Annotated in this window: 17 protein-coding genes and 3 pseudogenes; 11 read left to right on the forward strand and 9 right to left on the reverse strand. The window is 58.2% G+C overall.

The features are described 5' to 3' along the window. Positions 1-379 precede the first annotated feature (379 nt). Positions 380-636 (forward strand): annotated as a pseudogene (locus tag AGR2A_RS25130) (arsenical resistance protein ArsH); the annotation flags it as partial. Here AGR2A_RS25130 and AGR2A_RS25135 read toward each other — a convergent pair. Genes AGR2A_RS25135 through AGR2A_RS25145 form a run of 3 tightly spaced genes read right to left on the reverse strand, consistent with a single transcriptional unit; the run spans position 618 to position 4,173 of the window. Then, positions 618-1,643, reverse strand: a complete 1,026-nt coding sequence (locus AGR2A_RS25135) for a TniQ family protein (protein WP_072492764.1) — start codon at positions 1,641-1,643, stop codon at positions 618-620. The pseudogene AGR2A_RS25130 and the gene AGR2A_RS25135 sit on opposite strands and share 19 nt — an antisense overlap. Then, entirely contained in the window at positions 1,640-2,518 is an 879-nt protein-coding gene (locus AGR2A_RS25140) for a TniB family NTP-binding protein (RefSeq protein ID WP_072492765.1), read from the reverse strand. Before AGR2A_RS25140 ends, AGR2A_RS25135 begins: the two co-directional genes overlap by 4 nt. Positions 2,519-2,523: 5 nt before the next feature. Beyond that, entirely contained in the window at positions 2,524-4,173 is a 1,650-nt protein-coding gene (locus AGR2A_RS25145; protein ID WP_080823502.1) for a Mu transposase C-terminal domain-containing protein, read from the reverse strand. A 108-nt stretch (positions 4,174-4,281) separates the two neighbouring features. On the opposite strand from AGR2A_RS25145, the pseudogene AGR2A_RS25155 reads away from it, so the two are divergent. Further along, positions 4,282-5,349, forward strand: a pseudogene (locus AGR2A_RS25155) (RHE_PE00001 family protein); the annotation flags it as partial. 39 nt (positions 5,350-5,388) lie between these two features. Here AGR2A_RS25155 and AGR2A_RS25160 read toward each other — a convergent pair. After that, positions 5,389-5,856: a gamma-glutamylcyclotransferase family protein gene (locus AGR2A_RS25160; protein ID WP_072492769.1), complete on the reverse strand. Its 468-nt coding sequence runs from the start codon at positions 5,854-5,856 to the stop codon at positions 5,389-5,391. A gap of 161 nt (positions 5,857-6,017) precedes the next feature. On the opposite strand from AGR2A_RS25160, the gene AGR2A_RS25165 reads away from it, so the two are divergent. Beyond that, the gene (locus AGR2A_RS25165; protein ID WP_072492770.1) at positions 6,018-7,142 is read left to right on the forward strand and encodes an AAA family ATPase; all 1,125 of its coding nucleotides are present in this window, start codon (positions 6,018-6,020) and stop codon (positions 7,140-7,142) included. Between the two features lie 341 nt (positions 7,143-7,483). After that, a complete protein-coding gene (locus tag AGR2A_RS25170) occupies positions 7,484-9,364 on the forward strand; it encodes a S8 family peptidase (protein ID WP_234797295.1) in 1,881 nt (626 codons plus the stop codon). A gap of 6 nt (positions 9,365-9,370) precedes the next feature. On the opposite strand, the gene AGR2A_RS25175 is transcribed toward AGR2A_RS25170, so the two are convergent. Genes AGR2A_RS25175 through AGR2A_RS25185 form a run of 3 tightly spaced genes read right to left on the reverse strand, consistent with a single transcriptional unit; the run spans position 9,371 to position 11,924 of the window. Beyond that, positions 9,371-9,715, reverse strand: coding sequence for a DUF6527 family protein (locus AGR2A_RS25175; protein ID WP_072492771.1), 345 nt, complete (start codon positions 9,713-9,715; stop codon positions 9,371-9,373). After that, complete coding sequence (locus AGR2A_RS25180; protein ID WP_072492772.1) at positions 9,712-11,112, reverse strand: ThiF family adenylyltransferase; 1,401 nt, start codon at positions 11,110-11,112, stop codon at positions 9,712-9,714. The genes AGR2A_RS25175 and AGR2A_RS25180 overlap by 4 nt, the downstream gene beginning before the upstream one ends. After that, the gene (locus AGR2A_RS25185; RefSeq protein WP_187306665.1) at positions 11,109-11,924 is read right to left on the reverse strand and encodes a multiubiquitin domain-containing protein; all 816 of its coding nucleotides are present in this window, start codon (positions 11,922-11,924) and stop codon (positions 11,109-11,111) included. Before AGR2A_RS25185 ends, AGR2A_RS25180 begins: the two co-directional genes overlap by 4 nt. Before the next feature lie 168 nt (positions 11,925-12,092). Here AGR2A_RS25185 and AGR2A_RS25190 point away from each other — a divergent pair, with 168 nt between their 5' ends. From AGR2A_RS25190 to AGR2A_RS25205, 4 genes are read left to right on the forward strand one after another with little or no spacing between them, the layout of a single operon-like run. Further along, the gene (locus AGR2A_RS25190; RefSeq protein WP_072492774.1) at positions 12,093-12,437 is read left to right on the forward strand and encodes a helix-turn-helix domain-containing protein; all 345 of its coding nucleotides are present in this window, start codon (positions 12,093-12,095) and stop codon (positions 12,435-12,437) included. 4 nt (positions 12,438-12,441) lie between these two features. Continuing rightward, positions 12,442-13,404 carry an ImmA/IrrE family metallo-endopeptidase gene (locus tag AGR2A_RS25195; protein ID WP_072492775.1) on the forward strand — a complete coding sequence of 321 codons (963 nt, stop codon included), beginning with the start codon at positions 12,442-12,444 and terminating at the stop codon, positions 13,402-13,404. A gap of 16 nt (positions 13,405-13,420) precedes the next feature. Next, entirely contained in the window at positions 13,421-14,128 is a 708-nt protein-coding gene (locus tag AGR2A_RS25200; protein WP_072492776.1) for a hypothetical protein, read from the forward strand. Between the two features lie 55 nt (positions 14,129-14,183). After that, the gene (locus AGR2A_RS25205) at positions 14,184-16,292 is read left to right on the forward strand and encodes a CHAT domain-containing protein (RefSeq protein WP_072492777.1); all 2,109 of its coding nucleotides are present in this window, start codon (positions 14,184-14,186) and stop codon (positions 16,290-16,292) included. Between the two features lie 304 nt (positions 16,293-16,596). Here the strand turns inward: AGR2A_RS25205 and AGR2A_RS25210 are convergent, their stop codons facing one another. Next, a complete protein-coding gene (locus tag AGR2A_RS25210; protein ID WP_072492778.1) occupies positions 16,597-18,321 on the reverse strand; it encodes a sensor domain-containing diguanylate cyclase in 1,725 nt (574 codons plus the stop codon). Positions 18,322-18,722: 401 nt separating this feature from the next. Next, positions 18,723-19,436, reverse strand: coding sequence for an IS6 family transposase (locus tag AGR2A_RS25215; protein WP_080823505.1), 714 nt, complete (start codon positions 19,434-19,436; stop codon positions 18,723-18,725). Positions 19,437-19,478: 42 nt separating this feature from the next. Between AGR2A_RS25215 and AGR2A_RS25220 the strand changes: the two are divergent. The 3 genes and pseudogenes from AGR2A_RS25220 to AGR2A_RS25230 form a co-directional block, all read left to right on the forward strand. Then, positions 19,479-20,255, forward strand: a pseudogene (locus tag AGR2A_RS25220) (multicopper oxidase domain-containing protein); the annotation flags it as partial. A gap of 31 nt (positions 20,256-20,286) precedes the next feature. Continuing rightward, positions 20,287-20,763 (forward strand): cupredoxin domain-containing protein, encoded by a 477-nt coding sequence (locus tag AGR2A_RS25225; RefSeq protein ID WP_072492779.1) that lies wholly within the window; start codon positions 20,287-20,289, stop codon positions 20,761-20,763. Between the two features lie 18 nt (positions 20,764-20,781). Next, positions 20,782-21,033: a copper-binding protein gene (locus AGR2A_RS25230; protein WP_072492835.1), complete on the forward strand. Its 252-nt coding sequence runs from the start codon at positions 20,782-20,784 to the stop codon at positions 21,031-21,033. The last annotated feature ends 34 nt before the right edge of the window (positions 21,034-21,067 follow it).

Raw genomic sequence — 21,067 nt, forward strand, 5'->3', positions numbered from 1 at the left:
ATGCGACTGCCAGGAGATGGCGAAAGACCAGCCATGGCTGTGAGGCGCGTGCCCAAGGATCGACGTTGTGCAGACCAGGGCGAGAGGACATCCCTTGGCGCAATCCGGCTTGACAGGCTGCTCGTCAGGGCAGCACGGCATATCTTCCGTCATATGCATACCTGGCATGGCGCTGGCCATGGCTTCCATTGGTGCGCTACCTGAAGACGCCATAGCACTGCCCGCCACCCCGATGCTCATCGGGCCGATAACGACCGCGAGCATGGCGACAAGCAATAAAAACCGGTGGACGCTTCCGAGGAAAGTCATAGCGCAATATTGGCACGATGCTTCAGCGATTGAAAGTGGGGTTCACGGAGATGTGCAGGTGCGGAGAGCCTTACGACCGCTAGGCCGTTGGATGCGGATGATCACCATCCCGAACCAGAGCAGCATCGCAAAGGCGTATCAGGAATTTGACGGCGCTGGCCGAATGAAACCGTCATCCTATTACGACCGCGTCGTGGACGTATGCGAGGAACTGGTTAAGTTCACGCTGTTGACGCGGGATGCCTCCAATCCTCTGGTCGACCGCTACAGTGAACGTAAGGAAGAAGCCGAAAGCTCGAAAAGCGGGTTCAGCTCAAATCGGTCTGATCCAGCCGACGCGAGCCTTGAGCGACCCGAAGGTATGCTTCCAGCAGCGCTCTAAGATCCGCGGTCCGTTCCCGGCGGATGATCCGCATATGCTGCCGATTGCGTTTATCAAGACCCGTCGCGAGATGCTCGATCAATGGCCCATGGCCGCCTGACAGCAGGATAAGGCGTTGCCACTGAGCGCCCGAGACATCTTCATCGACGATCAGCCAGTCGTTTGTGTGATCGGTAAGCCTTTCGAGGCATCGCGCGCGCATAGCGGTCGATAGGCTAGGCAGCGTTTTCGTGGAATAGATGCCGGTCTGACCCGGAATGTTCAAAAGACGCCGGGCGAGAATCTTGCTCGATGGAGAGCCGGTGATCGCCGCCAGCCGCGAGATATCGTCGATACATCGGTCGAGCTGCCTTGCCACTGGGCTGATGGCGATAGCCGATGCGCGTCTGAGATCGTAGCCACAGCGGACACAAAAATGTTGGGGCGCCAGTTCGCTCTGGTCGAAGATTGCGATGCGGTTGCGGCACGACGGGCACCGGTCCCGCAATCGGCTTCCGTGCCTCGTGCAGGTGATTAATGATGCCAGCCGCCAGCGCCGCCGAAAATACGGATGTACATCTTCTGCAAGGCACTGCGGACAGAACTGCAACCATGTCGAGCCATCGCGTCGCCCGTTGCTGCGGAGCGGCAACAGGAGGGGCTTCAGCAGGCCGCGGCACAATGTCATTGCCGTCAGCTTATTTGTCGAAACCCCAGTATTTGAACGGAGCAGGTTGGCGACGTCGCTCGGAAGGCTCAGATCAAGGGCAGCCGACCACATTCCTTGACCCAGGCCGAGCACACGCGCAAACCCGCGCGGTGCAACGCCATTGGCATAGGAAAGCCGGTGCAGCCAGCTTGACAGCAATTCATCGAACTGCGGCGAAACAGCAATGGGCCATCTGTCCGAGACGACGTCACGATATGTTTCCCGGATCCTGATTGTGACGGTAAGACGGTCAGCTGCCGTCATAAGAGGCTCTCGCGCAGGTCCGACGTGCGCCGGTGCGAGATCGGAACATGGCGCAGTTCGTCGATTCCGGTCTTGGTGATGCGTTCCGCCCCGGACAATAACGCTGCGACTGCCGCCTTCGTGACGATCGCGATGATCTCGCCGATCAATCCTTCCGCCAAGCCGAATATTCGCCGCGCCAAAGGTTCGCTCGATAGATCCGAGCTCTTAGCGAGTGGCAAGGCAGCCTCGAGGCTGTCGAGCAGCATGAGAAACGTCTCGTCATACTGCCACCGCGGGACCGCGATCAGATCAAAACGGCTCGACATCTCGCTAGTTGCGTTGACAAAATCATAGACGGCAACCTCGCCGATTAGCACCGGCGAGATGTCGTATTGCCTGCCGATCCGCCGCAGAAACGCGAAAACGCCCTCGATGTCGCGTGCTCTGCCGCGCAGGGCATTGTGGAATTCGTCGAAGATCAGAACCCTCGGTTTGAGGCTGGCCAGCAAGTGATCCAGTTGCTCGGCCTTGCGGCCGACATCCCACATCTCGCCGCCGGGGGCGCGCAGTGCCTGGAGAATGCTGGCATAGAAGTGGCCGAGTCCGGCGCCTTCACGCGTCTGGACGATCCATACTCTTTGCAGAGCGGAGGTTCTCAGGTGTTCGACGGCGAACCGCTCGGCGATCATCGTCTTGCCGTTGGCATAGGGTCCGACCAGCATCAGGCCCTGGGTTCGCATCGACGGAGGTCGTGACAGTAGCTCGGCCATCCGTTGATGACTGTCCTTTGCGACGTCGTGGCCGATCCATCTCGGCGCCCGAATGTAAGCGATCCGCTCCTCCCGATCACGATCGAGATACGGCCGGACATGTTCAAGGAGATGTTCCGACATGCCGACTACCAGTCCTCAACCGGCAGCCGGTTCTTCTGCCGCGCCGGATGCGGCAAAGGAGCCGGATCCTGTGCTTGCATGATTGCATGAGGTTTTGGCGCCGCGGCAGCATGCCGACGGCGCACCGCGTCGCGCAACTGGCGCGTCGAAGGTCTGGCGGCCTCCGCTATGGCCGCTATCTCCCGGCGAAGCGCCACCTTCTCGATGCTCGAGCGATGGTTCGTGGCGCGCCGGCGCATGCGTTCGGCCTTGTGTTCCCATAAAGTCAGCGGCGATGGATGGCCGTCGCGTCGCTCGACGACTCGGAACTGTCGGGTTTCCGGGTCACGGACGTATATGTGGCTGATGTCCCTGGGATCGTATCGAACCTCGAGCTTCCCAAGCCTGTCGCGCTCGGCAACGAGAACGCCGAGCCACGGGGAATAATAGTGTAGGGCGAACAAGCTGATCCCTTGCGGCGACAATTGTCGTTCAGTCCCGGGCAGAAACGACAACAGCACGCGTTCCGAGCCGTCGCCGTCATGCAGACCCGCGCCGCTGCGCTGCCACTCCTTAAACGGCACCTTCAGGGTCTTCGGATTTTCCTGAAAGTTGTGATCGGTGACTGCCAGCGCAATGCAGCGCTCCAACTCGGCAAAGCTCAGGCATGCACGCCGTCGGGAGGGATATTCGTCACGGTCGGCCACCGAGCGCCCTGTCGAACCTGGGTATGTGGCGAGGACCGCGTTTAGCTTCCCCAACAGCCGCTCGACGACACCGCCCTGATGAACCCGGCCACGATCGCGATACCGGATTCGGATGCCGTACTCGTCGCAGCCACGTTGAAAAGCATGTCCCTTGAACTCCTTTGCCGAGTCGGTGACGATCAGCCGCGGCCGGCCGAACATCGGCCAGGCGTGGCTGAGATTGCGGGATGCAAGCCAAGAGTCTTTCGGGCACATCGCCTGGGCCAGACAAAGCGCAACAGACAGGACAGAAGGCTTTTCCAGGGTAAGGCAGAATCCGAGAATGGCCCGTGTCGCCACGTCGGTGACGATCGTCAGATTGGGACGGCCGATGAACACGCCGGCTCCATCGACGACCTCCACGAAATTGATATCGGCTGGGGTATGGTCAATCTGACAGACGTCGAGCGGCTGTGACGCATGGATATAACCTGGCCGTGGCTTGAGCCGCAGCAGGTGCTTCGGGTTGGCCGAGCGTTTCTTCGCAATTTCCTCAGGCGAAAATAACGGCGGGATGCGCCGGGCAACCGTGACATAGGATGGAAGGGGAATGCCTGCCTCTTCACAGCGTGCTCGGATCTCGGCCACCACCGGTGCAAGCGGGGGCGCTTCGAGCGTCAGCCATTGCTCGCGCAACGTCGTGCTGACGATCTCCTCGACCTCGGCCAGAAGCCGTTTGCGCCGCGTGTCAGCATTGCGGGGCAGAAGGGCTGTCACCGTGCGGTCGGCTCGATAGCGTGCGAGAAGGTTGTAGACTTGCCGAGAAGTCAGACGAAGCTCGGCCGCGGCGCGAGCAATAGCAGCCTGTCTCAGGCCGCCATCGTCGAGAACCTTGTCCAGCGCCCGGGCGATTCGTCGCGCCGTAGACCATTGCTCTTCCGAAATCTGGCGAGCCGGCTTTGATAGTCGATCTTGCAATCGTTTCGGCAAAATTTGCTTTCACTGAAATCGTTAGCGAAAAACCGTGCCCTATCTATCAGCCAAGCCTAACAGGCAAATGACATTTTCTGGTTTGAAACGACAAAGTAAAAGCCACACGCGCTCACTCGTCTCGACGAGCGCATTGCCCGCTCTCCCGTCGGCCACGGCTTTCTCGAGCGCGCGCATTTCCTCGAGGCACATGCCTCGCTCTGGGTCGATGGCGAACTCGTCCATCTCGAAGACCTCGTCCTACATGATGCGCTTCGAGATATCCGCGCCCCCACCCACGAACTCACCATCGCCCGCGACATCCTGAAAACCCGCCGTCGCATCGCCGCCCATCCCCCGGCCTGGGCGCTCTCTTCTCAAGGCCTCGCCTCCCTCCGCGGGCAGGCGTGGCCTGCAGCATCATTGGGTGGAGACGGGGAGGGTTTGCCGGATGGGAATGTTGAGGTCAGCGACACTCGGGCTGGGGTAGGGGAGACGGAGGATCCCGACATTGATGGTCTGGGTGATGCGTTTGCCGCGATCGATGCGGTGCTCGCCCGGTCGGAGGCCGCGATCGAAGAGGCGAAGAAGCCGGGGCGCGCCAAAAACGCTCCGGAAAAGGATCCCTTCGTCTACGATCTCGATTGGGATGAGGACGAGCGGCTGGAGGAGTGGCGGGCTGTGTTGGCTCGCGCCCAAGATCTGCCGCCGGTGTGCCAAGCGATCGTGGCGCTGGATGCCTGGAATGAGATCGCCGTGCTCCAGCACGCCCCCTGGCTCGGTCGGCTGCTGGCCGCCGCGATCCTGCGCGAGGGCGGCGTTACCACCGGCACCCATCTCGCCGCGATCAATCTTGGGCTCAAAGCTATTCCCGTCGATCAGCGCCGGCATCGAGATCGGGAGACGCGGTTGCTGGCCATAGCAAGGGCGCTGACGGTTGCCGCCGAGACGGGGCTGAAGGAGCATGACCGGCTGGTGCTGGCACGGCAGATGATGATGCGCAAGCTGGAGGGACGACGGACGTCGTCCAGGCTGCCGGAGCTCGTCGAACTCGTCATGGCGCGGCCGCTGATCTCGGCCGGCATGGTCGCCAAGACGCTTGAGGTTACGCCGCAAGGCGCGCGGCGGATTGTTCAGGAACTGGGCTTGAGGGAGATGACGGGGAGGGGGAGGTTTCGCGCGTGGGGTGTGGTTTAGATGGATGCCCTGCAGTCAAACTCGAACTAAAGGCATGACTCAACTGGACAGATCATCGGGCAGGCTGGCCAGGTAGACGCGATATGTCTCTGGAAGGCCGTGATGGGCAGCGCCGTTTCGCAAGTGGGTCAAATAGGCAAGATTCGGAAGATGTGAGCCTTCCTGCGGTGAAGCGATATAGGTCTCAGCATCCATCGCCACTCCATCCAGACTGATCGTCACGGTCACGCGGTTATAGGCGTTTGCCAAAGGCTCCCTGTCTTGACGATAGCCTTCATTCTCGTCGAGCAATGCGAAATCTCTATCGGTGAGCTCCCAAACCACGCCCCAGGTGTCGTGGTCATTTTGCGGCGCGAGCGACGAGACGCCGCAACCGCGTTTTTTCGATCGCCTGGGAAAACAAAGGACATGGTCAGCCAGATAACCCAGGCCGACGAACTTCGCATCGGGGCAACGCTCCATCATCTGAGCCGGGTCCATGTTGGACCCGTATGCGAAGTAGAGCATGCAGTCTCCTTTTCGTGCTGACCGTGGTCAATTCTATCGTCCATAATATAGCGGTTAAATTTCAACATGTTATGGTTGATATGGAAGAAATTTACCTTTCGTTATTGAAATTTCGTCCACTTTAAGGGAGACTTGAAACTGGCATACGAGGACCTCCACACATGACGACAGCAAAGGCGGATCTCGACTCCGACATTATCAGCCTTGCGCGCCTCGCGCTCGCAGGCCGGGCTCAGGATATCCAAATGCTGGTCCAGCGCATAGCTCGCAAGACGCGCGCGGATAAGCCGGAGCTTTCCAGTTCGCTGACTGCGCTCCTTCGCGAAGCGCCATCGAAAGAAACTCCTCTTCGTCGTATGGCAGAGGTGCCAATGCCGGTAGATTCCGATTCGCGCCTTCACCTCTTGAAGATTGAGGAGGTGATCGAGATCGACCACCCTCCGATCCTTGCCCCGGCGGTGTCGTCGGCGCTCGGCCAGCTGATCACCGAGCGCGGTCGCCTTGAAGCGCTTGACGCGGCCGGGCTGGATCCGACAAGGACCGCCCTTTTTGTCGGCCCGCCTGGTGTCGGCAAGACGCTTGCCGCACGGTGGCTGGCTAAGCGGCTCGGCAAGCCCCTGATGATCCTTGACCTTGCTGCGGTCATGAGCAGCTATCTCGGCCGTACCGGCGCAAATCTTCGTCAGGTTCTCGACTACGCCAAGCAGGCGGATTGCGTGCTTTTGCTCGACGAGCTCGACGCAATCGCGAAACGTCGCGACGACCGCGACGAGGTCGGTGAGCTCAAGCGGCTCGTCACCGTGCTTTTGCAACAGATTGACGATTGGCCGGCCTCCGGTTTGTTGCTTGCCGCTACCAATCATCCAGATTTGCTCGATCCGGCCGTTTGGCGGCGTTTCGAAATGAAGGTCGAGTTTCCTATGCCTGAACCACAGGCCATTCATGAACTTGTCCATGACCTGCTCAAGCCCTACGAACATAAGGCCGACCAATGGGCGAAGGTCCTTGCGGTTGCACTTCACGGACAATCGTTCAGCGACATCAGGCAATCGGTGGAGCGCGCCCGCCGGGCAGCTGCGATCTCCGGAGATGCGCTCGATACCCATTTACGGTCCCTGATTTTACCCGATCAGCTTTCCAAGTCGGAGCGCATCAATCTTGCAACCATGTTGGTCGACGCAGGGCTTTCCCAGCGAGGCGTGCAGAAGTTGACCGGCGTCGCTCGAGACACGGTGCGCAGCCATTCGCAGCCTGAAGCGACCCCGCGTAAACGAAAGGGTACATGATGGCGAAACAGAATTTTCTCTTGGGAAAAGGCGAGCGCCTCGTCTCTTCGGTAACAGGCGTCAGGGGCGGGGCTCCCAAACAGCATCCCTATACGTTTTCGGAATCTCGGTCGCGTCTGGCGCCAATGCTCACGCGCGCTGTCTCCTTCGTTGACCGGTTGCCAGCGGCAGCGTGCCCGGACGACAAGGCCGTCTTGTCCGTTGTTCTTAATCCGGAGTATATCGCAAAGTCATTCTATCCGAAGGAACTCTTCCAACAGGTTGGCGTCGAGGCGGTCGGGAGCCGCACTCGGTCAATCACGCCGCAAAAGCGATCGCTTGGACGCCCGTCGGAAGAGACCTTGACGACGGAAATCTTCGTGATGGGTCCGCGAGCATCGTTACGCAGCTGGAGCTCGGCGCTTCCCCAGTGGAACAACTTGTCCCCCGCGACAAACGGGATCATCGCCATCGAGGAGATCGGTGCTCCTGACGCCGATGACAAGTTGAAAGGGCATCTTCCAGAGACGGGCAATGTGACTTTCGAAGCGGTCCTGCATACAGACGAGCTTCTCGGTGAGCAGAAGATCGTGCACGCCTTTCGGACATATCTTGCGGAGCTGGGTATCGCAGCTCCTATGGACAACCGATTTTATGCGGGTGGCCTTTGCTTTGTCGAGCTCACCGCGCCTGCAGAACGCGCGGAGGAGATTGCGACCTTCACTGCGGTCCGTGCACTCCGGCAGATGCCCACGCTTCGTGTGCTCCGGCCGACAATTCGAGCGGCCGCGACCCCTTCGCCTCAGATTCAATTTCCTTCAGAGGCAGCAATGGATCCGGGTATCCGGGTCGCCATTTTTGATGGCGGTGTGCCAGACAATCATCCAATCACGGCCTGGACGACGCCGATTGATACGACGGGTGTCGGCAGCTCGCATGAGGATCTCCGCCGCCACGGCGTGCACGTGACATCGGCGTTTCTATTCGGGCACATCGATCCGACCAAACCAATGTCGAGACCATACGCACCAGTTGAGCACTATCGCGTCCTTGACACCGATCCCAGCCAGGATCCTGAAGGGCTTTATGAGGTTCTGTACCGGATCGATCAGACACTTCTCAATCGGCAGTTCGATCTCGTCAATATCAGCCTCGGGCCGCATCTCCCTATCGAAGATGACGACGTTCATGCGTGGACTGCGGTGCTCGACGATCGCTTTGCACGAAACGATACCTTGGCAACAATCGCCGTCGGAAATGACGGCGAACGGGATGCGGCACTCGGGTTCAACAGGATCCAGGTACCCTCCGACTGTGTCAACGCGATGGCTGTTGGCGCTGCAGACAGCCCTGACGCAACTTGGGCGCGGGCTCCTTACAGCTCAGTCGGTCCGGGTCGGAGTCCGGGCCTCATCAAGCCCGATCTCGTCGACTTCGGCGGATCGCTGCAGCGGCCGTTTTTGGTCGCAAGTCTGGATGGAATGCCGCAGCTCGAAGTTACCGGTGGAACGTCTTTTGCGTCGCCTAACTTGTTGCGCGTAGCCGCCGGCGTTAAGGCGCACCTTGGCGCCAACATCGACATGCTCGCGGTAAGGGCCCTGCTCGTCCATACGGCAGAGGAGACATCCATCTCGGCCGAGGAAGTCGGCCGTGGCCGGGTCGCCAGGACGATGGATGATATCCTATTGTGCGACGACGACACCGTCAGGGTCATCTATCAGGGGACCATTTCTGCCCGCAGCTATGTGAGAGCTCCGATCCCCGTTCCAGCCGCGGAAATGGACGGCAAGGTCAAGATAACAGCGACAATCTGCTACAAGACGCTGACGGATCCCCATCATCCGGGCAACTATACGCGAGCCGGCCTGGAAATCGCATTCAGGCCAAAGGACACGAAGCGAAAAGAAGACAATAAGCTACATGCCGACACGCAGAGCTTCTTTGGCAAGGCTCAGAAGGGACTGACGGAAGGGGATCTTCGGCGTGACGCCTGGAAATGGGAAAATACGTTGCACGGCTCTGTCGGATTTCTTGGTAAGAGCCTGCGCAACCCGGCCTTCGACATTCACTACAACGCCCGTCTCGAGAGCCGGGATTTCGAACCGGAAGACGAATTGCGTTATGCCTTGGTGGTTAGCGTCAAGGCGAAGCGCGTTGCGGATCTCTACGATCAGATCGTTCGGCGATATCAGACGCAACTCGAGCCGCTGCGTCCGGTCGTTGAAATTCCGGTCCGTAGATAGCGTCTATCATTCACACCACCGTATTTTCCCATTTCGAATAAAGAAATGGGAGCGGCAACCGACCTGCCGCCAGACGGAAGGGTGGAGCGTGCCCGTGCCGTCCTTTTCGATCTTCGCGCGCCAGACCGCCTTCTCGTCAGCGATGAGGTTCATTTCCAGGACGGCGCCGCAGCCGCAGGGGCATATCATCGACGCCTGCCATGGATCTCCATCTTCGTTCAGGATGTAAAGGGTTTTCGGGGCAATGAAGCGTGGCATGCTCCCCTCTCGAACCACGCCGCGATAGGGGCGGCGTAGCGCGACGCGAAACATCCCAGCCAGATACTGTCCAGCATCCGAAAGCCAGCTCATGCGCGCGGCTCCGAAAGTTCCGGCAAGCCTAGCAGCGGCGAAATCTTCCCATGACCGAGCCAGGGTCTGAGCAGCGAGCAATTTTCCTGCTCTTCGTCCGCAGTCAGACGCAACTGGCCCAAGCTGAACTCTATCGAGCCGACATCGCTGTTCGGCATCTGGCGGTAGGGATGGATCCTTGCGAGGAAGTCATTCACCGCCAAGGCTGCCGCAAACATGTTGATGCTGATCACGGCGGGCCGGCTGACGCTCAAGCCACGGAAATACTTGTCGCGCACCTGCTGTGCTTCCGCCTCCGGATCGGTGTCGGCCAGACCTTCCTGCGCGACTGTGCGAAGCGAGATCACATCGCGGGAAATAAGGCTCGACCGTCCCGGGACGATGTAGTGGATCGTGCCAAGGATGTCGCGAATTCGACCCATGGCATCGCCGTCGCCAACGGCATCGAGCATAACGCCGATGTCGAAATACGGAATGATATGGTATGTCGAAACCAGGTTTATGGCAAAGCGGCCGGTATGCGTGTCGACGCAACCGAAAACGACGTCGCACACCGAGAGAGCATGGATCGCCGCCGGTGACATCAACGTCGACGCAACCTTGATGATCCGCGTTGGAAGCTCCGTTGCGATCGCTGCTGCTTCAGCCACATCGACCTTGAACCGACCCGCGCGGGCATCGGCGAGGCTGCTGTTCAGAATCCGGTTCAGATTGCGGTCCTCGACGGTATCGGGGTCGATAATGACGATTTCGCCGAAGCCGAGACGGATGAGCTGTTCAAGCAAGGGGCTGCCGGTTCCGGAAATGCCTACGATGCCGGCGCGCAGCCTTGCGAGTGTTGCTGTTGTTCCTTCCCCGAACGCCTGATCCTGAGATCGGGCGAACGGAGAACAGCGATTGTCGGTAATTGCGGGGAAGAGCCGAATGTCTGGTCCTGCAACGCTGATTATGTCGATCGAGCACATTTCGTCGCCCTGCCAAAGATAGCGGCCAAAGAGGCGACCGCATGGCTGCATGACGACGCTACCATGCGGAATGTCGGCGCCAACCCAGGAGCGGACCACCGGCAGAAGCTCGCGATCGCCGACATCGTCAACCTCGGAGAACTGCGGGAAGTTGCCGGGGTGGCAATGGACCTTCACCACACTCAGTCCGAGCTCTTCTGCATGATCGAGATGAGGAATGATCAGATCGGTCGGCCAGGAGATGCGGTCGTCGAGCCTTTTGCACTTGCCATGATCGAGCAAGATCACGTCGCGAACGGAAAGGCGATAGCGGCCTGAGTGACTGCTGCCCCCGCACACAAGGAGGGCGGCGGCCTCAAGGCCGTCACCGGGGAAGAGGTGATCGTATAACAACGCGTGCTGCTCGACCGACATGCTGAGGGTCATGTTCATCGGGAAGCCTCCTGTTCGAAGATCTCCTCGATCAGGAAAACGTGGGTTTCCAGGCAGTCGACGCCGGGCACCCACAGGTTTGCACCAGAACGGTGACGCGACCAACGCTGGAAGATCCTGCCTTCGATCGGCTGTTCGACCTGCGTCTGCGGGATCTCGCGCCCGTCGATGCGGGACAGCTTGGGGTAGACGTAGAGCATGTCGAGCGGGGTCATGGGGTAGCCCTGTTCGATGCGGATCGCGAGCGACACGCTCTTGTGGTCGAAGCAGGCGGGCACCGGGAAGTCATGGAGGATGGCCCAGGTGGAGCCATCCCTGACGATATCGAAGCGGTGGCCATAGGCCTCCAGGAAGGCCATGTCGGCGTCCAGGAGCGGCGCATCGCGCCGCCCCTGAACTTCACCGTCGGTCTGCTCCTTGCGGATCGCACGGAACTTCTCGGTGCCCGGATGACGAAGGTCAATCTTCTCGTCGAGATCGATCTTCTGCGGCTTGTGGCCGGCGAGCTTTACGCGAAGCGTGTAATTCTCGGGCGGCGTCAGGCCGGCAAGGATGAGGACTTCGCGGCCGGTGATGTGCGGCTTGTCCCAGACGAACGACGTGTCGTTGATCTTGAAGCGATAAGCCTTTGCCAGCGGAGGGCGCTTGCCTTCCTTCGCGTAGGCTTCCAGTTCGACGATCTCGTCGAGGATATCTTCAAGAAGTTCCTCGATGCGGGAAGTCGTGCGTTCATGTTCAATGCTGTTCATTTCTAAACCTCGTGGGTTGGGTTGTCTGCTGACCACTCCACCACGGCTGGTCAGTGGCTGCATCATCATTCAAGCGCGCTAAGAATGTCAAGCAGGAAATTAGCGAGCTTGATATAATGAGCAAATGAAACGCATGCTTGACTTATCAAGCGTCGGAGATAGAATGTGTTGCGCCGCGAAATCCAAAGGCAACGTTGGCGCCCTAAGCGTTGCCGATGAAAGAGGAGAGTCGTGAAAGTAACCCTTGGAGAATATCTCGGGTCAATCCGCACCGATAGAAAGCTTACTCTTCGTGGAGTCGAAGAGGCGACAAGCAAAGAAGTCTCAAACGCTTATCTAAGTCAGATTGAGAACGGAAAAATTCAGAAGCCGTCCCCAAACATCCTATATGCCCTCGCAAACCTATATGGCGTGGACTACGACAAACTGATGGAATTAGCAGGTTACATTACAACGACACGTACCGATGTTGAGCGCCATGGGAGGGCGGCGACTTTCTCTGAATTGAACTTGACGCAAAACGAGGAGGCCGAGCTGCTGAAATACCTCGGGTATCTGCGTTCAAAGAAGGATTGACCAATTGAAACCTGACGACAGTTCGCTCACCCAGGGCGAGTATGCAGCAATACATCGCGCGGCGACCGATCTGTTGAACAAGGCAAGCGCATGGGACCGGCTACCTACGCCGGTCCCCGACCTACTCAGCGCAGCAAAGCTGCACGTCGCCCCAATGAGCGCATTCGATCCGCGTTCGCTTCTGCGACACGCCCGCGAATTCGGCGAGCGGGCGGCAAAGCTCGTGAAATCGGCGATCGATAAAGTCAGGGGTATTTTCGATGTCCACGGGGACCTCATTCACATCGATACGACGGTCAACGAATCGAAGCAGAATTTCCTGAAACTCCACGAAGCGGGCCACAAACATATCCCCCACCAGACTGGTCTGTTCCGATGGATCCAGGACTGCGACAAGTCGCTGTCGCCGGAAGTATCCGACCAGTTCGAGCGCGAGGCCAACATCTTCGCGACGGTCGTATTGTTTCAAGATCGTCGCTTTGCGGAAATGGCCGCTGACAGCACGTTCGGCATCAAAGTTCCCCTTGCCTTGAGCAAGAGGTTCGGCGCGTCTGCCTATGCGTCGATGCGAGAATACGTCCGGCGAAGTGACCGTGCCTGCGCGGTGATTGTTCTCAATCCAGCAGACATTTGCCCGGTACTGGGCATGCGCTCCGAGCTTCGGCGGGTCGAACTGTCGCCACTCTTTCAAGGGCGTTTCGGTGATCTGAAGCTGCCCGAATACATCGACCGGTTAAGTCCACTTGCGCAGTTCATTCCGCTCGGGGGCAAGAGAATGTCCAGACCGGGGACTTTGCCTCTCGAGGACAAGAATGGGGACGTGGTGGAGTTTGTAGCGGAAGGTTTCGGCACGCCGTTCAATACCTTCATTCTCATCCATGCGAAGGCTGGCCTGGGGAAGTCCTTTGTAATGCCGTCTCTTGTCAGCAAGCCTACCCGTGCGCAAGTGGCGCGCTTCGCCAAATAGTCGTTACAGCAAGAAAATGAAATCTATCAGTGAAGCATTCGACAGTTTTGCGCACGCACTGCGGGTCAACACCGAGCACCTTATTCGGGCTCCTGAACTTATGAAGATCGATCCGCAGGAAGCCGCAGGCAATCTCGATCAGGGGCTGTCGTCTATCCTGAACGGCTTCCATAGCATTTACGACGCTGCAAACGATGACCCGCGAATCTCGTTTGCGTGGAACCGGGAGCCGACTACCGCGACGCTCCTCGCAATACGCAACGCTCGCCACCACAATCACGCACATAGAGTCCGAAGTCTGGAAGGCTACTTTACCAGAGCCGGTCGTGCGCATCTGTCGAGAGACTACGTCCTTGTAACCTATGGCGAGGGTGACGGTGAGGCGCCATTTTTTGTCCAGGCCCTCTCATGGTCGGACATCAGTGACCTTCTCGATATGCCATTTGACATGACGCGTTTGAGCGCTGCTAAGGTGGGCGCGATACGGGCCTATCTTGGCGCCGATTGCATCGCTACCCATATTGCTGCGCAGACTTCGAACACGCCTGTTTTCTTCGATATGCTGCCGCTTATCGTCAACGCAGCGAAGGCCGCGATTGCTGTGATAGAGCCCTACCTTGAAATTTACTCGATGGAGGGTGAAGGGTTCAAAGAGCATTTCGAGGAGGTCGGGGTGATCGACACGAGCGTGCTCAACTTTCGAGTTTGCACGTTCCGTCTCTGATGCGAAAGTGCCCACTGGCCTAAAGTCCTTCGATCGTGCAGGCGGTGCGTAAGCCATGACGTTAGCAGACTATTTCCCAACATCCGCCAAATCGTTTCCAGACCTTCTGCCTTGGCAATTACCCTTCGATTGGATCGGGAGGGGATCGGCTTTCGCTGGCGCCGTTTTGGACTTGCAGATCAAGCTTCAAGAGAATGGCGCCCAGCTGGATGCATTTTGTATTGCCCTTCGAACGGACATAGAGCTTCAAACGGCACGTCAGACTGACCCAACGGTCGCCGCGATGGTCGACGGCTTCCGCTTTGTCACCTCTCAAGTGCAGATCTGTCGGACGATGGCATCAGGCCGTATGCGGACATGTTACGACTGGCTGCTCTGGTCTATTTCTCGAGAGCACGTTTTCGGTCGGACTGAAAACCATGCGATGTACGCGCTTCCGCCCTACCCAGGTGCCACAGGAGCGATGAACGAGCTCGCGCTCGAAGTCGCAGTTGATTGGGTCTGGGCGGCATACATTGTCGCGCACAAGTTTGGTGGTCTTGATGACCACTGCACGATGTTCTTCGAGGCTGCGGTTGCGATCGGTCTGAAAGCAGGTTCTGGCAAAGGAACTATGGCGTTGACCACCATCGCCGCTTACTCGGCTGCGAGGAAGCTGGAGGCTACGCAATTGCCGATCAAAGCTTTGTTGAAGTTTTTAGAGGATCCCGACACGCCCGCGCGGGAGAGAGCTCAAATTCAGGTTGCGATGTCGACACACGCCGGCTTCTATACCGATACACACCCGGTCGAATGGGCACGCCGGACACTTTCAGATTTAAGATCGGAGTTGAAGGAGCACGAACCGCTGCAGCTTCTTGGGGTCACTTTGGTAGACCAAGAGGCCTGGGTTGCAACACGGGCAGAAATCCAGTCGGAGATCCAGGCACTTTCCAAGCTCTACCGCTCCGGAGGTTCGCGGCAAGTTGCACGGGTCGCTCTGGATTCGCGTGTCCTCCTGCTGCATCCGATTATCTATGCGCTATGCAAGTTCGGTTCGACCGAAGACCTGATGACGGTTCTGCATGCATGGTACGCGGAGCCCGACTCATCCCCCGCTGACGCCGATATCCTTTTCGTATGTCCCAACCATGGAGATGGGGTTGCTTATGTTTGGCCCGATGATCGTCATTTTGCATCCAATAGCGCGGCCGAATCTCTTGAAAAGGCTCTGATCGCAAACTCAAATGCGCTCAACGAGTATTTCCGCGGGCCACAAGGAGATCGGCAAATTAGGGTAGATGAACGGCTGAAGACTACCCCGGCCTTCGAATTCGGCCCTGAGATCTGGGCGGCGATGGGAGATCACTACAGACTATCGGAATTAGCCGATAGGCTGCCGCGTGGCTGGGTCCCGCGATCTGTCGTGGTAATGCCGGCCCACCGTGACCCATTGCAAGCCATGATCCTTGACCGCCTTGGCTGGATCGCCCCCTTGGAAACGTCTCTAACCATCTCCGACGACCTTAGGCCTATCAGGGTTCTTTCGATTTGGACCGGGTCAACGCACACCACTGAGGCCGAGGTGGAGGTCCTGATGCGCGTCGCGGCTACCGCTGGCTGGCGTGCGAAGGTGACGTCAGGAGAGCTTGATATGAGAGCGTTTCGTCAATTTTACGAGGATTCCGAAGCCGACGTGCTGTGGGTCATTGGGCATGGCGAACAAACATCGGACGACGCGAGCCAGACCGGTATCGTGATGGAAGATGGCACTATGGCGTCGCTTGCTGATCTTGCAGAATTTAACGTGCCTCGCACGGGGCGCCGGCTGCTCGTCTTGAACATTTGTTCGAGTGCGACAGCGCAGACGTTTAACGGAATGGCTCGGTCGGGCCTCGCTCAAGAACTCGTCTCTCCTTCGCAGCAGGTTATCGGCCATCTGTGGCCGATCGACTATTATGCCGCCTTGGCCTTCGGTAGCAGTCTTGCCATGGCGCTGACCCGCCTGCCGCCGGCTAATGCCTTGAAAGAAGCCTTGCTCATGATGCGCGATCAAGGTGAATTGATACGAGTGTTGCAGGAGATATCACCGGATCTGCAAGCTATTCGGCGGCTCAATGGGCAGCGGGCAGCCGAGGTCATGGGAAATGTCTTATCTTGGGGGTGCCCCGTCATTCTGACATAGTTCTTGATAAGGCAGCCCAAGGAGCGAAAGATTTCTGCTTTTCAGTCGCTTACGAATTTCCCTGGGCTGGCTGACGGTTCGAATCCGTTCAAGGCGAAGACGCCCAAAAGGGTATTTTGTTGAGCGATATGCGGCTCGTGCGTCACGACCGCTTTGCACCTTCAATTCGGTAGTAGAAGCCATCGTGGCAGACACTTGAAAGCAGATGCTCGCGAGGTGCTATAAGCCTTTTCCGCCACTTGCAGACATAGATATCAGCAAATGAGTTAGTCGTAATGAGCCGCATGGTCGGCGCTGCTGCGGGCTATGCAATCATGACCTGATCAATCTGGGCGGTTACCGATGAATGCGTGGGACCTAACTCGCTGCGGGTTCTATTTCGTCCCGCACTCTTGGCTTCGTAAAGATGCTTGTCTGCTCGTTCATAAACGGTCGTGAAGGCATCGACGCTAGAGATAGCTGTGATGCCCATGCTCGCCGTCACAGGCCCTGCGAGACCCGGAACCGCATTGGCGACGGTCGCAGGGATTGCCTGGCGGCGAAACTCGGCCTGTGCATCCACGTCCTGACCTCGAAGGAGAAGTATGAACTCCTCGCCACCAAGGCGATACGCGCGCACGTTCGACCCTGCCTTCAGTGCGACGGCTACAGCCTTAAGTACCTCATCTCCGGTGCTGTGCCCGTATCCATCATTGATCGCTTTAAAATGATCGAGGTCGATGACTGCCAGCGCGGTGAAACCAACCTCGCGAAGCTGCTCGAACTGCCGCTCGATCGCCCTCCTGTTGAGCAGACCTGTCAGCGGATCGGTTTCAGATAGCCGTTCAAGGAGATCTGCCTCGTTGCGCACACGATCTCGCTCCCGCCTGATGGTGACGAAACGTTCTGCCACGCCAAGCGTCGTGAGAAGCACTTCAAACATGCACCCGAAATAGAAGAGGACCATCGCGTCCGCGCTGTGCAGCCAGGGGCTTACCCCTGTCACCAGTCGTACCAGTCCGACCAGTGCCAACGGCGCATAACCGATGGCCTGGAACCTCGCAGCACGGCTTCCTCTCAGCAAGGAATCGACCATCGCACAGACGAAGGCAGCCAGTATCGGTCCAAACGCCGCCGTGTAGACGACTGATTGCACCGGGCGTGCGACGAAGGGGAAGGTGGCGTGAAAGACGCTCAGGAAGACCGCCCATGCGGCACAATAGGGTAGAATGCGCCGCAGCAGGGGATGCATCATGCCGGGCTCAATAAAGCTATATGTGAACATGGCGCCCGAGCTGATCGTAACCCCGAAGAGCAGTGTCGTCATCCAGCTCAGCGTCATTGCTGGAGGATCGAATAAAGCGACCGATAGACCAGATGTAACAACTATCGTCATCAGCAGCGATGTTGTGAGGACCGAGTGCCAGAGGACGAAGGGTTCACGCAGGGCTCGGTAGAATGCTGCATTGAAGATAAGAGGCATAACGAGCATGCCTGCGAGTCCGGCAATCAGCAGCAGGAACCGCAAATCGGCAGCGCTAGCGCCTGAGTCAACAGGGGAAAGATACGCATTCTCCAAAGTCATTTTGTGGGTGGGCAGGTCAACTGCCGCGATCACCTGCCTGGTCGCTAGAGTGACATCTGGCAGATCCGCTTTAAAGTAGCCGCCAGCCATTGAGCTGCGCAAGGCGACCGCAGGAAAGGACGTCTGACGAACCGCGCCATCTTCGTCGATCGCCAAGAGATGCAGCGCGTCGAACGCACTCCGACGTGAAAGCAGATATCGAACGGGTGCCTGGACAGGTGGGATGTCGAAGCGGAGGAGTACTCGTTCGGCATCAATGGAGAATTCTTGATTGGCGCCAGAGCAGGACCATCTGTGTTCATCGCGGGCCACTGCGACGACGTTTTCCGAGAGCGTGGCGGTGGCCCAGCATGACGTGCGAATGTTGTTGGAATCGCTTGCATCGGCAACGTTTGCACATGATTGTGCCAGCATCACCAAGAGCAGATATGCCGTTAACTTTCTAAAAAAACCGCGCGAAACCATTGGCTTTACGGTAGTGGAGAAAGGTTTTGATGCCGTTAAGGAGGCATTGTTTGATCTGTGCTTGATAGAGGACGCGCGCTCCCAGACATCTGATTTCCTAAAGCCCGATCCCGGATTTTAGCATCCTTCAATGTCGGCCTCTCTTTAAGCTGACGTTGAAGCGGACCGTCGACTGTCGCCCCTACATCAACCATTCCCACGAGAAAGTCGTAGTCTCATATGTAAATTCGGCGCGAATGTATTAACCAAACGACGGGTCCGCGGTTCGTATCCCTTCAATGCGAGAGCCCAGCCACATAAGCGAAGCATCTTCTTCCGGGCAGTCCTTCTGGTGCATCCTCTCCGGACGGTGGCGTCGCCTTAACCGAGTTTGGGATGCGGTAGTCTCTTCGACCTGAACTTCACGCATCAATCGACAAAGCGACTTCCCGCCAGGTCGAGATGGCGTGAGTGCGAAGCTGGCGATGGTCTGCGGCGGTCAAGTCTTTGCGGTGAAGAAGGAAGAGATTGGCGATCTGGCCGTGAGTGGAGACGAAACGCTGGCATTGCCGCGCGGACTTGAAGCGCATCATGCGCCGCTCTCGTCGTCGCACAGCAAGATGGGAATTTTCAGCCTGGTTGTTCAATCCCTTGTGCGAGCGATGTTCGACCTTCGGCATCAAATCCGCCTTCGCAGCCGAATAGGAACGCAGCTTGTCGGTCAGCATCTCGCGCGGGGCGATACCTTGACCCTTGAGCAGTTTGCGCATCAGACGCAAGGCTGCTGCCTTGTTCCTTCGGCTTTGCAAGAGGGCGTCGAGAACGTAGCCGTTGGCATCGACGGCGCGCCACAGCCAGTATTTCTTTCCCTTGATCGTCACCACCATCTCATCGAGCTGCCACTTGTCGGCAAACTGGCCTCGTGAGCGGCGTCGGAGCTGATTGGCGAACTTCAAGCCAAATTTCGCCGCCCATTCCGAGACGGTCTGGAATGAGACGTTGATGCCGCGCTCGGCCAACAGATCTTCGACGTCGCGTAAACTGAGCGGAAATCGGAAATACAGCCAGACCGCATGGGTGATGATCTCGGCAGGAAAGCGGTGGCGTCTGAAGTGGGCGGCAGGGAATTCGGTCATGACAATCCGAATATCAAGTCGGCTAAAACAGGCGGTTAAGGCGACGCCACCTTCATGCCGGTGGATCGGGATTTCGTCTTCCTGCTCAGCGCCTATGACATCGATCCGGGAACATACGTGCCCCGGATCATGGAAATGACCGACTTCAACCTCTGGACGTTCAACACGCGCGTCTTTCCAGGGATCGATCCGCTCGTCGTTTCCAAGAACGACAGGGTTCGTGTTCGCGTCGGTAACCTGACGATGACGAACCATCCAATCCACATGCACGGCTACGATTTCGAGGTGACCTGCACCGATGGCGGCTGGGTCAGGCCGGAGGCGCGCTGGCCCGAGGTCAGCATCGACATCCCTGTCGGTGCGATGCGCGCCTACGAGTTCGACGCGAAGTACGTCGGCGACTGGGCGATCCATTGCCACAAGTCGCATCACACCATGAATGCCATGGGTCACGAGATCCCGACATTCATCGGGGTCGACAAGAAGGAGGTTGCAAAAAAGATCAGGCAGATCCGTCCCGAATACATGCCCATGGGGACGGCCGGCATGGCGGATATGGGCGAAATGTCGATGGAAATACCGGAGAACACCGTCCCCATGATGACCGGGTGGGGTCCCCACGGCCCGATCGAAATGGGCGGCATGTTCTCCGTGGTGAAGGTCCGCGAGGGTATCTCAGCGGGCGACTACAGCGATCCGGGTTGGTACGAGAACCCTCCCGGCACGCAGGCGTGGGAATGGACCGGGAGCTTGCCCGAGCCTGTCAAAGCGAAAGATGCCAAGACACAACTTCCGTCTGGCCATTCCAATCACGGTTAACTTCCTCCCAGAAACGACAAAGGAAACGATTATGAAACGCATTCTAGTTGGTCTGCTACTCTCAACGTTTGCCACCGCTGCTTTTGCATCCGGTTCGCATGAGGGCGGTCATGGCGAAATGGCCGTTGGCGAACCCGGTGAAAAGGCCAAGGCGTCCCAGACCATCCGTGTCACGATGAAGGAAACGGATGACGGCAAGATGATCTTCACACCAAGCACCTTCAAGGTCCGCCAGGGCCAGACCGTTCGCTTCGCGATCAAGAATGCGGGCGAGGTCGATCATGAATTCGTGCTCGACCAGGAAGACAAGATCATGGAGCACAAAGCCGTGATGGAGAAATTCCCGGAAATGGAACACGAGGATCCGAACGCCATTCGCCCCGCGCCCGGAAAATCCGGCGAGATCGTCTGGAAGTTCACCAACGACGGCGTGTTCAAGATCGCCTGCCTCGTTCCCGGTCACTACGATTCCGGCATGCACGGCGACGTCACGGTCGCGAAGAAATAAGGAGCAACAGAAATGACGATGAAAGCTATCACAAGAATCACACTCGCCGGCGCCGTCGCCTTCGCCTTCGGCACCGCCGCCTTCGCGCAGGAATTCACCAGCGGCACGGTCAAGAAGCTGGACGAGAAGGCGAAGAAGGTCACGCTCATCCATGAAGAGCTGAAGAACCTCGAGATGCCGGCCATGACGATGGTATTCCAGGTCGCTGATGACGCGATGCTGGAAAAGCTCAAGGTCGGCGCAAAGGTCCAGTTCGTTGCGGTCAAGTGAAGCACAGGGCCGCGCTGGATGCAGCGCGGCCCCG

Origin of the sequence: Agrobacterium genomosp. 2 str. CFBP 5494, from assembly GCF_900013495.1 — a bacterium.
GTDB lineage: Bacteria > Pseudomonadota > Alphaproteobacteria > Rhizobiales > Rhizobiaceae > Agrobacterium > Agrobacterium pusense.

Bases quoted from the DNA above. Each gene is read 5' to 3' on its own strand.
- AGR2A_RS25175 (WP_072492771.1), bottom strand. From the start codon at position 9,715: ATGAGCTGGCTTTCGGATGCTGGACAGTATCTGGCTGGGATGTTTCGC.
- AGR2A_RS25180 (WP_072492772.1), bottom strand. From the start codon at position 11,112: ATGAACATGACCCTCAGCATGTCGGTCGAGCAGCACGCGTTGTTATAC.
- AGR2A_RS25160 (WP_072492769.1), bottom strand. From the start codon at position 5,856: ATGCTCTACTTCGCATACGGGTCCAACATGGACCCGGCTCAGATGATG.
- AGR2A_RS25225 (WP_072492779.1), top strand. From the start codon at position 20,287: ATGAAACGCATTCTAGTTGGTCTGCTACTCTCAACGTTTGCCACCGCT.
- AGR2A_RS25205 (WP_072492777.1), top strand. From the start codon at position 14,184: ATGACGTTAGCAGACTATTTCCCAACATCCGCCAAATCGTTTCCAGAC.
- AGR2A_RS25135 (WP_072492764.1), bottom strand. From the start codon at position 1,643: ATGACGGCAGCTGACCGTCTTACCGTCACAATCAGGATCCGGGAAACA.
- AGR2A_RS25230 (WP_072492835.1), top strand. From the start codon at position 20,782: ATGAAAGCTATCACAAGAATCACACTCGCCGGCGCCGTCGCCTTCGCC.
- AGR2A_RS25140 (WP_072492765.1), bottom strand. From the start codon at position 2,518: ATGTCGGAACATCTCCTTGAACATGTCCGGCCGTATCTCGATCGTGAT.
- AGR2A_RS25200 (WP_072492776.1), top strand. From the start codon at position 13,421: ATGAAATCTATCAGTGAAGCATTCGACAGTTTTGCGCACGCACTGCGG.
- AGR2A_RS25215 (WP_080823505.1), bottom strand. From the start codon at position 19,436: ATGACCGAATTCCCTGCCGCCCACTTCAGACGCCACCGCTTTCCTGCC.
- AGR2A_RS25165 (WP_072492770.1), top strand. From the start codon at position 6,018: ATGACGACAGCAAAGGCGGATCTCGACTCCGACATTATCAGCCTTGCG.
- AGR2A_RS25185 (WP_187306665.1), bottom strand. From the start codon at position 11,924: ATGCAGCCACTGACCAGCCGTGGTGGAGTGGTCAGCAGACAACCCAAC.
- AGR2A_RS25210 (WP_072492778.1), bottom strand. From the start codon at position 18,321: ATGGTTTCGCGCGGTTTTTTTAGAAAGTTAACGGCATATCTGCTCTTG.